The sequence below is a fragment of the Wolbachia endosymbiont (group B) of Xylocampa areola genome, assembly GCF_964028205.1.
Lineage (GTDB): Bacteria > Pseudomonadota > Alphaproteobacteria > Rickettsiales > Anaplasmataceae > Wolbachia.
In genome coordinates this window covers 237,805-252,911 of sequence record NZ_OZ034771.1, presented here as the reverse complement: position 1 = coordinate 252,911, position 15,107 = coordinate 237,805, and the positions used below count along the sequence as shown (strand labels likewise).

12 protein-coding genes are annotated in these 15,107 nt (G+C 33.2%); 4 read left to right on the top strand and 8 right to left on the bottom strand.

Annotated elements, in window-relative coordinates; translation table 11 throughout:
- Positions 1-621: 621 nt before the first annotated feature.
- The gene (gltX, locus tag ABWU35_RS01170; protein ID WP_007302040.1) at positions 622-1,974 is read right to left on the bottom strand and encodes a glutamate--tRNA ligase; all 1,353 of its coding nucleotides are present in this window, start codon (positions 1,972-1,974) and stop codon (positions 622-624) included.
- Between the two features lie 151 nt (positions 1,975-2,125).
- On the opposite strand from gltX, the gene ABWU35_RS01165 reads away from it, so the two are divergent.
- Positions 2,126-2,776, top strand: a complete 651-nt coding sequence (locus tag ABWU35_RS01165) for a hypothetical protein (RefSeq protein ID WP_007302041.1) — start codon at positions 2,126-2,128, stop codon at positions 2,774-2,776.
- A gap of 61 nt (positions 2,777-2,837) precedes the next feature.
- The gene (locus tag ABWU35_RS01160; protein WP_012481866.1) at positions 2,838-4,808 is read left to right on the top strand and encodes an acetyl-CoA carboxylase biotin carboxylase subunit; all 1,971 of its coding nucleotides are present in this window, start codon (positions 2,838-2,840) and stop codon (positions 4,806-4,808) included.
- On the opposite strand, the gene ABWU35_RS01155 is transcribed toward ABWU35_RS01160, so the two are convergent.
- From ABWU35_RS01155 to ABWU35_RS01130, 6 genes are read right to left on the bottom strand one after another with little or no spacing between them, the layout of a single operon-like run.
- Entirely contained in the window at positions 4,791-5,786 is a 996-nt protein-coding gene (locus tag ABWU35_RS01155; RefSeq protein ID WP_012481867.1) for a COX15/CtaA family protein, read from the bottom strand. The two genes, ABWU35_RS01160 and ABWU35_RS01155, sit on opposite strands and share 18 nt — an antisense overlap.
- On the bottom strand, positions 5,768-7,357 hold the full coding sequence (locus ABWU35_RS01150) for a glycosyltransferase family 2 protein (protein ID WP_007302044.1): 1,590 nt from the start codon (positions 7,355-7,357) through the stop codon (positions 5,768-5,770). The genes ABWU35_RS01155 and ABWU35_RS01150 overlap by 19 nt, the downstream gene beginning before the upstream one ends.
- Before the next feature lie 5 nt (positions 7,358-7,362).
- Positions 7,363-7,839, bottom strand: coding sequence for a hypothetical protein (locus tag ABWU35_RS01145; RefSeq protein ID WP_007302045.1), 477 nt, complete (start codon positions 7,837-7,839; stop codon positions 7,363-7,365).
- A 7-nt stretch (positions 7,840-7,846) separates the two neighbouring features.
- Entirely contained in the window at positions 7,847-8,326 is a 480-nt protein-coding gene (locus ABWU35_RS01140; RefSeq protein ID WP_007302046.1) for an ATP synthase F0 subunit B, read from the bottom strand.
- 3 nt (positions 8,327-8,329) lie between these two features.
- Positions 8,330-8,557 (bottom strand): F0F1 ATP synthase subunit C, encoded by a 228-nt coding sequence (locus ABWU35_RS01135; RefSeq protein ID WP_006014985.1) that lies wholly within the window; start codon positions 8,555-8,557, stop codon positions 8,330-8,332.
- Positions 8,558-8,616: 59 nt separating this feature from the next.
- Positions 8,617-9,342 carry a F0F1 ATP synthase subunit A gene (locus ABWU35_RS01130; protein WP_096097195.1) on the bottom strand — a complete coding sequence of 242 codons (726 nt, stop codon included), beginning with the start codon at positions 9,340-9,342 and terminating at the stop codon, positions 8,617-8,619.
- Between the two features lie 237 nt (positions 9,343-9,579).
- On the opposite strand from ABWU35_RS01130, the gene ABWU35_RS01125 reads away from it, so the two are divergent.
- Positions 9,580-9,849: a hypothetical protein gene (locus ABWU35_RS01125; RefSeq protein ID WP_010402566.1), complete on the top strand. Its 270-nt coding sequence runs from the start codon at positions 9,580-9,582 to the stop codon at positions 9,847-9,849.
- 112 nt (positions 9,850-9,961) lie between these two features.
- Positions 9,962-12,301 carry a phenylalanine--tRNA ligase subunit beta gene (gene pheT / locus ABWU35_RS01120; protein WP_264376607.1) on the top strand — a complete coding sequence of 780 codons (2,340 nt, stop codon included), beginning with the start codon at positions 9,962-9,964 and terminating at the stop codon, positions 12,299-12,301.
- Here the strand turns inward: pheT and ABWU35_RS01115 are convergent.
- A complete protein-coding gene (locus ABWU35_RS01115; RefSeq protein ID WP_264685568.1) occupies positions 12,298-15,069 on the bottom strand; it encodes a hypothetical protein in 2,772 nt (923 codons plus the stop codon). The two genes, pheT and ABWU35_RS01115, sit on opposite strands and share 4 nt — an antisense overlap.
- Between the last annotated feature and the right edge of the window lie 38 nt (positions 15,070-15,107).

Genomic DNA, 15,107 nt, shown 5'->3' with positions numbered 1-15,107 from the left:
TGGCATGACATTATAGAAGCTGGAATAGCTACTTGAATGACAATATTTGCTGTGTAATTTACCTTAAAAAATGAAATTCCTACAGCTACGTGTAAGCTACTTTCATGACACTCATTTAGTTGTCTTTTTTGCCACTTTACTGAACAGATATGTAAAATATTAACTTAGCAATACAAAAAATTATCTATAGATTAGACACACCATTAGATCTTATGCATAGTCATTTTTTAATTCCATAGCTGAGACGGAGCCTGCTCCCCTTATCATGAAACTGAAGTCTATATGGTACCACAGTATAATGATATAATAAAATATGAAAAAAATACCAATAAAAAAAGGCAAAAAAAGCCCGTATTAACTTTAACAATTTAAAATGATTTAATGTGAAAACCATAGGCGCCAATTGTTTTTTTAACTTAAAAATAAAAGTCAAGTATCAGGAATTCTAGACATAAACCCTCCTATATGAATAAAGAGCTAGCAAAAATAAACTTATATATTTTTTGCTGAAATTTGATTATTTGGTGAAAAAACCTGCAGGTGAAGATAGATTTTGGATCCTAAAAAATCTTCATTCTCCACTATAATGAAGCTACTAGAGTCTGTCAAGCAATTTTTTATTTAAATTGCTTGCAATCTTTTTATACACTCATCTTTACCAAGAATTACCATGATATCGATGATTCCAGGCGCATCCATTATTCCAGTTATTGGAGCGCGTAATGAGTGGTATATATCGCTCATTTTTATATTATGTAATTTTGAAAATTCCTTAATCTGAGAAGATAAAAAATTCTTATTCCAATCTTCACTACCTACACTCGAAAGAAATGATGCAAGTAACTTAATTACATTGAGGTTAGATTTGACAATTTGCTGAGCTTCTTCACTTAAATCAACTTGAATATAAAATTTTGCTAAGTCCAATAATTCGGTCAAATAGTTTGCTCTTTTTTTCAGCTCTGTCAGTCCCTGCAGTAAATAGCCCTTTTTTTTGTCAGTTAGAGTATTTTCTCTAAGCATTAGAGTCAGAATATCTTCATTGCTCATATTACTAATATAGTGGTTATTCAAATGCTCCAGTTTTTTGAAATCGAGCCGTGCAGGTGAGCGACCGATGCTTTCTAAATTAAACCACTCTATTGCTTGCTCATCGCTAATAATCTCATCGTTGCCATGACTCCAGCCAAGTCTTAGCAAGTAATTACGCATTGCCTGTGGCAATATTCCCATCTTTTCATAATCGCAAACACTTGTTGCACCATGCCTTTTAGATAACTTATTCCCGTCTTCTCCATGAATAAGCGGTACGTGTGCAAAGCGTGGGACATCAAAATCAAGAGCTTGGTATATTAGTAATTGCTTGAAGGTATTAGTGAGATGATCAGAGCCACGTATAATATCGGTTATTCCAGCATCATGGTCATCAACCACTACAGCAAAAATATATGTTGGAGTATTGTCAGAGCGCAAGATTACTATGTCATCAAGCTGGTCGCTACTTATTGTAACTTGGCCGTATATTTTATCGTCAACAACAATATCTTCTGAGTCTGGCACTTTGAAGCGAACAACAGGCTCTGCATTTGATGTTGAATGAGTACACTTATGCTTATATATTTTTCCTTCTTCCCTTGCTCTTATTTTCTTCTCCGCAACTTCATTCTCGGGGCAGTAACAATGATACGCCCTACCCTTTTCAACTAAAAGATTTGCAACTTCAATATGTCTATCTATTCTTTTTGATTGATATACTATTTCTCCATCATAGCTTATTCCAAGCCATTTTAACCCATCTATTATTGCATCAATTGCTTCCTGTGTTGAACGTTTTCTGTCGGTATCCTCAATCCTTAGTAAAAACTGGCCACCATGACGCTGCGCATAGAGCCAATTAAACAAAGCTGTGCGAGCTCCTCCAATATGTAAAAATCCTGTTGGTGATGGAGCGAATCTAGTGACTATACCTGGCATATTTGTCTATTGTGATAACGTAACCGATGATAACTAAAATTTGTACTTGCAACAACGTGGAACTATAGTAAATTTGAAAGATCAATTTACATTTATTTTTAACAAACTGCATTGTATAATTTAATATTAGTGAATGCAGTGAGGTGTATATATGGATAATTTATTTGAAATTGCAAGAAAAGGGAATGTGGATAAATTTGTCGATTCTTGCAAGGAAAGAGTTGCTTGTGTAGCTAAGCATAGAATTGATGAAAATGGAAACCCATTTCATATAGCAGCAAGTAAAGGGTTTCTATTATCTGCGTTACAGAAGATCATAAAGGATTTAGAAGAAAGTACCAGGGTTGAGGTTGAAAAAGCAAAAGACTGGGAAAAAGTAAAAAGATTAGAAAAGGAACTTAAGAATAATAAGAAATATATTAAGGAAGCACTCCTCGATAAAAGCTATATTAAGGATAATAAGGCAGTATCACCTCTTTACTTCTTGGATCCTTCAGAGCAGAAGGAAGTTAAGCAAATTGCAGATATAAAATGTGGCTTTATATGTAATAAGAAGTTTCATATATGCTTATATATAGTAGGAGCTATAGTGTGTGCTACCGCTATGTGTGTATCTTTGTATCTTCTATTTTCGGCTTCTCAATCTCTTGCATTGGCTTCAATAGCAACAATAGCTTCTGGAGGATCTTCATATCTGTTATTTAAGGCATGTAATGAAGTATATGGCCTCTATAACGAAAGTACTATAGTGACAGATCCTGATGTTATGCAACTTTTAGATAGTGGTTTAGCCCCAGTGTGAAGTATTTGCAGGTAGTAATATAGAAATTTACTTTCTTAACTTAAGAAAGTATACTTATAAGATGATAAGAAAGAAGTATAGTAAGATTTTAGTAGCGAACAGAGGGGAGATTGCCTGCAGAATAATCAAAACTGCGCACAAGATGGGCATATCTTGTGTGTCTGTGTACTCAGATGCAGATGCAAATTCTGTGCATGTAAAGCAAGCAGATGAGTCAAGGCACATTGGCCCTTCGCCTGCTTATCTTAGTTACTTAAATATCGAAAAAATATGCGAAGTAGCAGTTGAAACAGGTGCCGAGGCGGTTCATCCTGGCTATGGGTTTTTAGCAGAAAATCCAGATTTTCCCCGTGCTCTGGAAAAACATAACATAGATTTCATTGGTCCAAGTGCAGAAACAATAGAAGTTACAGCCAATAAAATAACGGCAAAAGAAGAGGCAAGAAAAGCTGGAGTAAATGTAGTGCCAGGATATATGGGTAAGATCGAAGATGCTGCCCACGCAGCCATCGTTGCTGAAGAGATTGGTTTTCCCGTTATGCTCAAAGCTGCATCAGGTGGTGGTGGCAAAGGAATGCGAATTGTATATTCCAAAAAAGAAATTGAACTAGCATTTACATCAGCAACAAATGAAGCAGAGAAAAGTTTTAAAGATGGCAGTATTTTTATAGAGAAATATATAGAGCTGCCAAGACACATTGAAATACAAATCATAGCAGATAAATACGGCAATATAGTGTGTCTTGGGGAGAGAGAGTGCTCGGTACAGAGGAATAACCAGAAAATAATAGAAGAAACACCAAGCCCATTTATTAGTGAAGAAGTAAGACAAAAAATGTATGCTCAATGTGTTTCTTTGGCAAAGCAAGTTGATTATTTTTCAGCAGGTACTGTCGAGTTTGTTGTAGATAAGAACCAAAACTTCTATTTTCTTGAGGTAAATACGAGATTACAAGTTGAGCATCCAGTCACAGAATTTGTCACTGGAATAGATATAGTGGAAGAGATGATCAGAATTTCTTGCGGAGAAAAATTAAGATTTGGTCAGAATGATATTAAACTTATTGGCTCTGCAATAGAAAGCAGAATTTGCGCTGAAGATCCATCAAAGAGATTTTTTCCTTCCAGCGGAAGAATCAAATATTACGACAAACCAGATGATGTAAGAATAGATGATGGAGTAGCTAGCGGTTCAGAAATCAGCATGTTCTACGACTCAATGATTGCAAAAATTATAACCTATGGAAAAGATAGAATAGAAGCAATCAGCAGAATGCAAAAAGCATTGTCTGAATGTTATATAGAAGGAGTAACAAATAATATAGAATTTCTAGAATCCATTTTCCATCATCCAAACTTTATTGCAGCAAAACTCCACACAAGATTCATTCCAGACCATTATCCTAGTGGGTTTCAAGGCGATTTTATCACAGAGGAATATATTAAAATATTTATTTTTGCTGCACTGTATGTTCACTTAGAAAATGAGGGAAAGTATTACAGTAAGTCAACAGACGAAGCATTCATAGTGAAAATAGATGACAATGAGTACTCCGTAAATGCAAAGTATCAAGATAACACATTAACAACAGTATATAACCACAATAAATACTCCGTGGTGGGTAAGTGGAAATCAAGTTACAGATTACTATATATCACAATTAATGATGATACCAATATAGCACTTAAAATAGAAAGACAAGGTAGCAAATACTTTATAAGACACGCAGGTATGAAAGCTAAATGTTGTGTATTGAAACCTCATGTAGCTGAACTAAGCAAATTAATGCTAAACAACAAAACAGAAGGGATTTCAGTAGACGCTGTAAAATCTCCAATATCCGGTTTATTGGTTAAATTACACGTCAATGCTGGAGATCAGGTAGAGGTAGGACAACCTCTCTTTGTTGTGGAGGCAATGAAAATGGAAAATATAATATGTGCTGAATCAGAAATGGTGATAAAAAATATCCCTGTTAAAGAAGGAAAAAATATACATGCTGGTGATTTGGTATTAGATCTGATTTCTTAAATAACGCAAGCAGTATAAACCTGATCCAAATAAGATAAATGAAAACATTTGATGGGCTATAGCAATAGCCATTGGTATATGCAGCAACAAAGTGACTATTCCTAGAATTACCTGAATGATGACGGAGAATAGCATAACATATAATGGTTTTATACTGGCATTTTTTATTGTGAGTATTGCTGTCAGAACTAATATCAGCAATGCCAATGCCCGGTGTATGAATTGCACTGTTACTCTATTTTCAAAGATATTTAGCCAAGCAGGCTGTAAGTAAAATAAATCTTCCGGAACAATTTGTCCATCCATTAGTGGAAAGGTATTATAAATTAAACCAGCATTTAGCCCTGCAACAAATGCACCGAAGATTATTTGTACTGTCACTAGGATTAAAATTATCCATATGTAACATGTAATGTTGCTATTAATTTTAATTATCTGTTTTGGTTTGATTTGGTAATCAAAAAATTGATATGACAATAATGCAAAGATAACCAACGCAAGCAGTAAGTGAAGTGCGAGCTTATAGTGACTAACATGAGGATTAGATACCAAACCGCTTTTAACCATATACCAACCGGCAAAAGCTTGTAAAATTCCAAATAATAGTGCTGTAGATAACCTTATTACTGCATTTTTAGGTATTCTTTTTTTTAGTGTAAAGTATATAAATGGTAAGATAAAAACTAAACCTGTCAGCCTTGCAATTAACCTGTGCACATATTCTATTAAGTATATGGTGCGAAACTCTTCCATACTCATACCATAATTAAATGCTTTATATTCAGGTGTAGCTTCATATTTTGATTTTTCTTTTAGCCAGTCTTGTTCACTCAGCGGTGGCAATGTTCCGGTAATTGGTTTCCATTCCGTGATTGACAATCCTGCTTTTGAAAGTCTGGTAAATCCACCAATTCCCACCATGCAAATCACCATGAGAGAGCAGAGAAAAAGCCAAATAGCTACAGGTTTTGCTTCCATAATCCATGCTGAGTTTTATTCCATTGCTGAGGGTGAATAACAAATTCCCACAAAGCGAGAAAAGCTGCAACGCTATGTAGTAGACTATAGACGGGAAAAAATATTGATACTATATAAAAATAAAAAGGCATTTTTTGTTGTCTGATAGCTATTATCAAAAAAATCAAGTTAATACCGTATACTATTATAAAATAATATAAGAATAATTCATTCAAAATTTGAGTCAGCACCAATGAAAGTAACAAAAAAGGAGTCGTGAAAAATATAAAAGCTGAGGAACCAACAAAAAGGTTTAATAGCAAAACTCCCTTAAGCCCAGTGTGCTTAAAAAGTAATTTTATATTTTTTAAATGAACGATATAAGTTTGCATATAACCTTTAATCCAGCGTGCTCTTTGTTTGATCCAAGCAAACACAGTAGTTGGTGATTCTTCCAATGTTTCTGAATCAATAATCCTGGTTTTATATCCCATTTGCGCAAGTCTCAAACCAAGGTCAGCGTCTTCAGTGACATTGTAAGCATCCCAAAAAAGCACTTTCTTTAAAATTTCCACTGAAAAATGGTTACTGCTACCACCCAAAGGTATTGGCATGTTCATTTTTTGAAATCCAGGCAAAAAATATTGAAACCAGTTCATATACTCAAGAGAAAAGAATTTTGTAAGAAAATTGCAACCAAAGTTATAGTAATTTAATTTCGCCTGTACACAAGCCAACTTTTCGTCGCCCTTATTAAATTCAATTAGTGCTTTTTTTAACTGCAACGGATCTGGCTTGTCATCTGCATCATATATTACCACATACTTTCCTCTAGCAAAGCTCATAGCATAATTGCATGACTTAGCTTTTGTTCTAGGCAGAGAATGAGGCACTTTTATTACTTCAAAATACTGTGGTAAAGTGCATTTTTCTATAGCTGCCAACATTTCTTGATCATCGCTCTCTATCACAAGCTTTACATCTAATTTTGATTTTGGATAATCCAAACTTTCAATGCTCTTAATCAATTGCTTTATAACCGCATTCTCTTTAAAAGCAGGCAATAAAATAGTATATATAGGTTCATTCATCTTATCATAATCTGCTTTTTGGTTAGAAATTTTACGCAAGCCAAAAATTTTAGTTACAAATTTGAATAAAGAACTAGAACATCCGATTATAAATATCAACATCAAAGCAAAATATGCATATTTTTTTGTCAGTGTTAAAGTCGAAATCATAACAAAGAAAGAGGAAAAAAAGATTGAACTCAGCCTAATGCTTTTAGCTGAAAAATTAGGATTCTTATAATATAAGTAGTTACTTGCGAATTCTGAAATACCAAAGTGTGAGTTAAGAAGATTTAAAATCTGTTTGCTATCTACTTTTATCAATACATATTCAATACCGTAATGAGATTCGACCCAAAGGTTGATATCTTGGCTTATGTCTTCAACCATAAAAAAAGTAGTATCATTTAATTTTTGCCAAGGAATTATATTAAACCTATAGTAGAAAAGTTTCTCTTGTTCTTTGCATAAACTAGAATCAAATTTAATTTTTTCTACATTATCAGTTTGAAGTACAGGCATTAAACTTAATGCAACTTTTTGCTCAAGTCACGTGAAAACGAAGATATAACCTCACTACTACGCTTATCATCTTTACGTTCATGCATTATTTTTTTTACAGCATCAGCAGCTATACTCGCTGTGTTAGCTTGTAAATCCCCAAGAGCTTTTTCAACTTGGTCAGTAACTTTCTTCAAATTAGAATGGGAATTTTCATCTAACGTTTGATCGAGTTGCTGTCTATTATGCTTAATAATACTATTAGCCTTATCAAGTGCTTCATTCATCATTTTGTTAACTTCTGCATCTAATCTTTTGTATTTTTCAGAAGATTTTTTGTAATACTCCAATATATCTTTTCTGAATTTTTCAGTTTCTTCACTTGAAAACTTGCTTTTGTTACGTTTATTGTTAAGCGCGTTTTTTATTACCTTCCTTAACAATTTATATGAGAGGATAAAACCTACTAAAAAAGCAAGGCTTATAACTAGTAATGTAGACATAAAAACCCTAAAATTCTTTTGACACCAAGTCAGCAACAAATTCCTCTTCAATCTCAGAATTAGTTAACTTAGTATAGTAAATCAAAGCAATACTAGTAGCCATTTGTTTTAATTCACTAATATACTTAGATTTAAATTGTACTACCTTTTCTTCAACAAGTTTAATCATCTTCTTGTCTTCCTCTTCCAATATATCCTTAACATTCGCTCTCATTTCTTCTACTTGAGCAAATGCATCATCTATGATTTTTTTTGCCCGTACTCTAGCTTGATTTAAAGCTGCATTATACTTGGCAATTTGCTCTTCTGTAAGTCTTAAAAGGTGAATAGAACTATTAAATGAATCTAACACTTCTTTACTTCTAGTGCTTATTATTTCATCTAACTTCGGTAAAAACAAACAACTGACTACAAAAAAAAGTGAAGAGAAAAAAATTAAAAACCAAAAAATTTGAGAAGAGAAAGTTGAAACATCAAGCTGTGGCATCTGTTAAGCAGCAAATATTAATAACATTGCAAGTACAAACGCAAGCAACCCCATGATTTCAACCATGGCAGCACCAATATAAACGTAACTTTTCATTTTACCTTCTGACTCAGGATTTCTCGCAATCCCATTTAACATAGCAGAGAAGATATTAGCTATACCTAAACCAGCACCGAGCATTCCAAATACAGCCAAACCAATTGCTATAAATTTTAAAGCCACTAAATCCATATATTACCTTTAACTATTTCTTTATAATATAATTGTAAAATATTCTGCAAGGAAGTCAATTACTTTACTGCATCTGACAAATATACACATGTTAATATAGTAAATATATAAGCTTGCAAAACTGCAACAAATACTTCAAATCCTATTAGTGCAATTATAAACAAAAAAGGTGCAGGTGTAAAAAATATGTTCATATTTATGACGAATCCTGCTATCACTTTGATGATTGTATGACCCGCAATCATATTTGCTGCAAGCCTTATTGATAAACTAATCGGTCTTACTAAATAAGCAAATAATTTAATAATGATGATTATAGGTGCAAGCCACGAAGGAGTTCCTTTTGGTAGCAATATGCGTAAAAATTCTACTCCTCTTTCTTTAAACCCAACAATCGTTATATAAGTAAAAACCACCATTGATAAAGCGAAGGTAACTATCACATGACTTGTAACTGTGAAACTATAAGGAAGAACACCAACTAAATTACACGATAAAATGAAAATAAATACTGTAAATATCAAAGGAATGTGCTCCAAACCTTTGCTTCCAGTGTTACTTTCTATTATTGAAACAACAAAATCATATACATATTCAACTGCAGCTTGCAAATATCCTGGTATTACTGCACCTTTTCTTATTCCAAGGAGCAAAAACAGTACCATTAATACCACCGAGATCATCATAAAAAGAGATGAGTTGGTAAAGTTTATGTCATACCCAAATAATTTTGGTAGTTCTATTATTGTATATACTTTAAATTGTTCTAGCGGATTTAACGCCATCTTGATTTATATACTTAAACTATAATAGTAAGTAAAATATAGATTTTATAGGGTAAAGTCAAGAATTAAGATAGAAGATCCATGCCATTATGGCATAAATATATCAACAAAGTATGTGATTAGAATGCTAATTATAGCCAGCGTTCTATTTAAAAATTCACTAATCTTATTAAGTTACTTAACATCTTGACTTAACATCTTATTTTAACTATAATTTAATTTTAATATGAGGCAATTATGAACGAAATAGATTTTACTAATCCACCTTTAAATTTAGAACAGGAATGTGGTAACGGGTACATCAAGTTTACAGATTATTCTTCTAACTCAGACACTGGTCTTTTCCACATGGCAGGTGAAATGCTAAATGAAAGCCATGATGTTATAGGAAATTTCACTGGTGATGCTTACATTTATAATTTCCATATAGATGATCACAATATGAACATTCAACTCTGCATGGAAATGGACTGCAAAGGTGATATAAAGAAAATTCTTTCTTTGTAGAAAAAGTAGGCTTCTCCTTCGTTTTTTACAATTAGAGAAGCTACTCACTACAACAAGCTTTAAAATCATTATATTTTACATTACAATAACTTTTTTATTTTCTGTTAAATAAATGAAGTTCACATTATCTTGGTTATTAGAGTACTTAGAAACCAATGCTAGTTTAGAGGAAATTATTGATAAATTAACTCACATAGGGTTGGAAGTAGAGAATGTGATCGACAATTCCAGATTGGCCGGGTTTGTTGTTGCAGAAGTATTAGAAGTCGCACCTCATCCAAATGCTGATAAATTAAAATTATGTAAAGTAAATGATGGAAGTAAAGTTCTGCAGATAGTCTGCGGAGCAAAAAATGTTAAAGAAGGCATGAAGACTGTACTTGCATCTCTTGGTAGCACATTGCCAGAAAGCGACTTTACAATTAAGCCTACAAAAATACGAGGAGTGCTAAGTGAAGGGATGCTCTGCTCTGCCTCTGAGCTTTCGCTGACTCAAGATGAAAGTGAAGGAATAATCGAGCTTTCTGATGATTATAAAACAGGAGATAAATTTTTCAATTGCGATCCTGTAATTGACATAAACATCACTCCAAACCGTGGAGATTGCTTAGGCGTATATGGAATAGCTCGAGATTTAGCAGCAACTGGAATTGGAACGTTAAAGGCTTCAAACATTCCACAACTTGCCTGCTCTATAAATTCACCAGTAAACGTCAAAGTTACTGACGGGGAGAGCTTTATTAGTGGAATATACATCACCAATGTAAAAAATAAAGAAAGCCCAAAATGGTTAAAAGATAAATTGGAATCGATAGGAATGCGCTCCATTTCTGTAATAGTTGATATTACTAATTACATCATGATATCTTTTGGCCGCCCAATGCACGCATATGATGCAAAGAAAATAGAAGGTGAGCTCATAGTACGCAAAGCAAATGATGGAGAAAAATTTATTGGTTTAAATGGTAAAGAATATTCATTAAATAAAGAAATAAGAGTTATTTCTGATGATAAAAATGTTCATGGAATTGCTGGAATTATGGGCAGCAAGTATAGCGAATGTACACTTGAAACTACTGATATCTTTTTAGAGTCTGCTTGGTTTGACCCCATCTCCATCACTAAATCTTCAAGGCAGCTAGGCATCTCCACAGACTCAAGTTACAGATTTGCACGTTCAATTGACCCTGAATTTACCCTTGATGGACTCAATCTTGCAGCCAAAATGATTTTGGATTTATGTGGCGGAGAAGTGTCAAGCATAGTGTCTGCTGGCAATTTGAATAAGGCTTATACCAAGATAAATTTTGATTATCAGAATGCAAACAAACTTGGAAGTGTATCTGCATCACCTAATGAGGTATTCGATATTTTAACAAAGCTAGGGTTTAGTATCGATAAAAAAACCGAAGGTAATTGGAATATACAAGTACCAAGCTGGAGACCGGACGTAACCATACCTGCTGACTTAGTTGAAGAGGTAGTAAGAATATACGGCTATGATAAAATAAAGGAAGAGCAACTAGCAGAAGACGTTACAGTAGAAGAAGAGACACAAGATGATTTGCGCATTTTAATGACAAGCAGAGGGTTTCATGAAGTGATAACTTGGTCTTTTATGAGTGAATCAACAGCTGAAAAGTTTGGTTACTTGAATAAGTTATTCATTATCGATAATCCATTTAATAATAACTTCAATATAATGAGGCCAAGTGTCATACCAAATTTGTTGCAAGTCACTGCAGATAATATTGCTCACGGGATATCTGATCTCGCAATTTTTGAAATTGGACCAATTTATAATGGTGAGGCTCAGTCTAAGTACGTTTTAAGTGGAATTAGATCAGGAAATAATTCGCCGAAAAACCACTATAACACTGATAGGAAAATAGATATTTTTGACGCAAAGGCTGACCTCATAACAGCTTTGGAACTTTTTAATGTCAATTGTGATAATTTAGCAATAGAGAGAGCAGAAAAAGAATATTATCACCCAGGAAAATCAGGCTCCTTATCTTTTAGAAGTAAAATAGTTGGTTATTTTGGAGAATTGCATCCGAGTATATTGGATTTTTTTAACATCAAACAAAAAATTGTAGGCTTTGAGTTGATATTAGAAAATATCGAAAATTTACCTATAAGTAGAAAAAAATTTATCGATTATAAATATCAAAGTGTAAAACGCGACTTTGCATTTATTGTAAATAAAGATGTAGCAGCAGGCAGTATAATCAATATGGTGAAAAAAAGCTCAGAGCTCATCACAGAAGTTTTGATATTTGATGTATATCATGGAAACAATATAGAATCGAATAAGATGTCTATAGCATTTTCAGTTACTTTCTGCTCTCCAACTCACACTTTAACTGAAGAGGAAATCCAAAAAGAATCAAATATGATAGTCAACTTAGTGTGTGAAAATACTGAAGGAACTTTGAGAGCTCATCATTAAGCCGTAATCGCCGTTTCCTGATTTTGCTGTGTCACGTTTACTTCATCCAATTTATTTCCTATCTTGAATTCAATATCCTTGAAAAACCTATCCCACATTCCATGCAAATGCTCTTCTACTTTAGGCCATACATCATTTTTAAATGTCGTTCCATCATCAGAAAATAAATTACCCAAAAAAACTCCTACTTCCTCATAACTTGATTGAAAATGTTGAAGAAATGTTTCTACTTCCTTATGAGTATCATGTGCCACACTCAACGCTTTTCCTTCTGTGCTCTTATCCCCACGCATTGCAACGGCAAGACCTGTTTGAATATATCCCAAGCCTGTCCTAATAGCTTTTATAGGCTGCAGCCATGAACTCTTATCACTTTTTGGTACATTATTTACTATATTTTCCACCAACCTATTTATTAAAGGAGACAATAAATCTTGACAAAAATGTTTGATATTGTCTTTTGTCTTAATCACAGGACTTTTTATGCACTTTTCTGCAAAATAGTACTCAAGTTCTGCTCTCTCTAATAATTTCTTAATTGCTTCTTCGTTAAAAGTTTCATGCTCGAACGCCTTCAGTAAATCATCTTCTATTATTGCAAATTTTATTTTTTCACGAGATTCTAGTTCTTCTCTATAATCATTTATTGTTTTTTCATTTATCAATAATCCTTTTTCTTCCAATTTCAACTGTTCTAATGTTTTTAGAATTTCTTGGTTATTTCGCAAGCATAACTCTATTAACTCCATACTTGAAGATTTCTCTTCTTTACTATTTTTCTCAACATCCAAATCCTCATTCTGCTTTCCTATTATTTCCTTCAGTCTTGTAGGTTGCGTAAAATATTCTCCAATTTTTTTTCGATAAGAAACAATCTTGTTTACTAGACGTTTTTCATCTTCTCCATTGAATAGCCTGTCCTTATTATCTTCTACATTCTTTATACTTTCCCCTTGCTTTTCAAATAACTCTTGAATTCTACATCTTGTTATTTCTAAATACATCTTCTCTACAAAGTCATTCACTTCACCCGAAATCCTTATTTCATTTAATTCACATTGCTTTATTTTTTTATCTGACTTATTCGGTAGAGTTTGAATAGTCCTTATTCTCGATTCTATTAGCATTTTCTCAACTTTTTGACCATCATATTCAAATTTAAAAAAATCTTCTAATTTCCTTTTTAAAGCACCATCTTTTAAGTTACCGTTTTTCCTATTTTTATGCATCTCTTTTAATTTTTCACCATTATATCTTATCTGTACTATTTCTCTTAAATCCTCAATCTCTCTTTCAGCATTATCTAGAGCTTTCTTTGTTTCTTGAGGGTACATATCTTCATAAGTATTAATTATTGTCCTTTCAGCTATTTTCCCTTCTTTTATAAGCTGTTTCCATTTTGCTTTAAATACAGGAAGTGCATCATCACTTATATCATCTACTTTCATAAGGGACTCTAGCCGATCATCTTCATCAGTCAAATTAAGTAACTCCTTTATTTTTAGTTCTTTCAAATCTTTGATTATCACTTCTTTCTCATTTGGTAATTCCTTACCTTGACTTTCTAATTTCTGTTTCACTAAAGTATTTTTTAGCTCATCCTCCAGTGAAAAATCTTTTCCCCGTCTATTTTGCTGAAACTTAATTGCTTGTATAAAAGCAACTTGATAAGCATTTTCTATTAAGTGAGTTGTCAACTTAGAATCTATGCTACTCACCACTTTCAGCCTGAATTTACTCAATAATTCCTTCAGTTTATCATGTGTAATATCTTTCTTTTCTAGATTCACCAGCTCTTCCATAGTTCTTGCGCATTCTTGAATCGAAGTTGCAATTACACTTCCGATCTCATTACGCAAGGGCTGAAGACCATTTTTTAAATTGATATTAGCTGATAATTTCAGTATGGTATTATGCTCTGAATCTCGTGTCACATTAAACCACTTATTATCTTCATTCTCGCATAAATCTTTAAGTAATTGTTTAAATTGCGGTGGAAACTTTATTTCCATATCATATGCAATGCTTGACTCAGAAACCTCCATTTCATGAAAAGATACCTCTATATTTTGGTGCTTATTAGAATACTGCCCCATACTTATTTTAAGAGCAGTAACTAAAGAGTGAGATAACTCTCTATTTAAAAGATAAAAAGTAGCCAAAGCAACTGTTGCAGGAACGATTAAGGCTACAAGCACAGTCACATTAACAAAAATTGCCATTGCAGCAAGAGCGCCATATGCCAATCTTTTTGGCACACCTGTTTCACTCTTTTTTATCTTATCTTCCACTACACCTTCTTGTGTCTTGCTATTTGCTTTAAATCTACTGTATATGACTAACCCCAGTGCAGTAAAAGCAATATAAGGGAGCATTAAAACTGACAGAGCTAAATTTAATACTTTCTTCTCTGGGCAAGCTCTGTTTATCTCTTTCAATATTTCGCTTGACATATTATACCAAGAGGTAAAAAAGTCAGAGTCATAATCCTTATAATGGAATATACTGAGCGGAACATTAAAAGCAGCTATTTGTTTAATTAACCAATCCTGCTTACTTACAGCATCAAAAAACTCTTCTTCCTCTTCTGAATTAGCAAGACCTAAATCATTCCCTTCTTCTACATTAGAAACATCTTCCATAGCATCAAAAAACTCTTCTTCCTCTTCCAAAGCAACATTGGAAATAGATTCTACTTTACCTGAACCATCACTGTTGTTATTTAAATCAATAACTTCTCTATGACCATCTGCAACAACTTGATTCATATCACCACCCTACTTAAGGTAATTTAAGTATAGCATAA

Bases quoted from the DNA above. Each gene is read 5' to 3' on its own strand.
- gltX (WP_007302040.1), bottom strand. From the start codon at position 1,974: ATGCCAGGTATAGTCACTAGATTCGCTCCATCACCAACAGGATTTTTA.
- ABWU35_RS01165 (WP_007302041.1), top strand. From the start codon at position 2,126: ATGGATAATTTATTTGAAATTGCAAGAAAAGGGAATGTGGATAAATTT.
- ABWU35_RS01160 (WP_012481866.1), top strand. From the start codon at position 2,838: ATGATAAGAAAGAAGTATAGTAAGATTTTAGTAGCGAACAGAGGGGAG.
- ABWU35_RS01155 (WP_012481867.1), bottom strand. From the start codon at position 5,786: ATGGAAGCAAAACCTGTAGCTATTTGGCTTTTTCTCTGCTCTCTCATG.
- ABWU35_RS01150 (WP_007302044.1), bottom strand. From the start codon at position 7,357: ATGCCTGTACTTCAAACTGATAATGTAGAAAAAATTAAATTTGATTCT.
- ABWU35_RS01145 (WP_007302045.1), bottom strand. From the start codon at position 7,839: ATGTCTACATTACTAGTTATAAGCCTTGCTTTTTTAGTAGGTTTTATC.
- ABWU35_RS01140 (WP_007302046.1), bottom strand. From the start codon at position 8,326: ATGCCACAGCTTGATGTTTCAACTTTCTCTTCTCAAATTTTTTGGTTT.
- ABWU35_RS01135 (WP_006014985.1), bottom strand. From the start codon at position 8,557: ATGGATTTAGTGGCTTTAAAATTTATAGCAATTGGTTTGGCTGTATTT.
- ABWU35_RS01130 (WP_096097195.1), bottom strand. From the start codon at position 9,342: ATGGCGTTAAATCCGCTAGAACAATTTAAAGTATATACAATAATAGAA.
- ABWU35_RS01125 (WP_010402566.1), top strand. From the start codon at position 9,580: ATGAACGAAATAGATTTTACTAATCCACCTTTAAATTTAGAACAGGAA.
- pheT (WP_264376607.1), top strand. From the start codon at position 9,962: ATGAAGTTCACATTATCTTGGTTATTAGAGTACTTAGAAACCAATGCT.
- ABWU35_RS01115 (WP_264685568.1), bottom strand. From the start codon at position 15,069: ATGAATCAAGTTGTTGCAGATGGTCATAGAGAAGTTATTGATTTAAAT.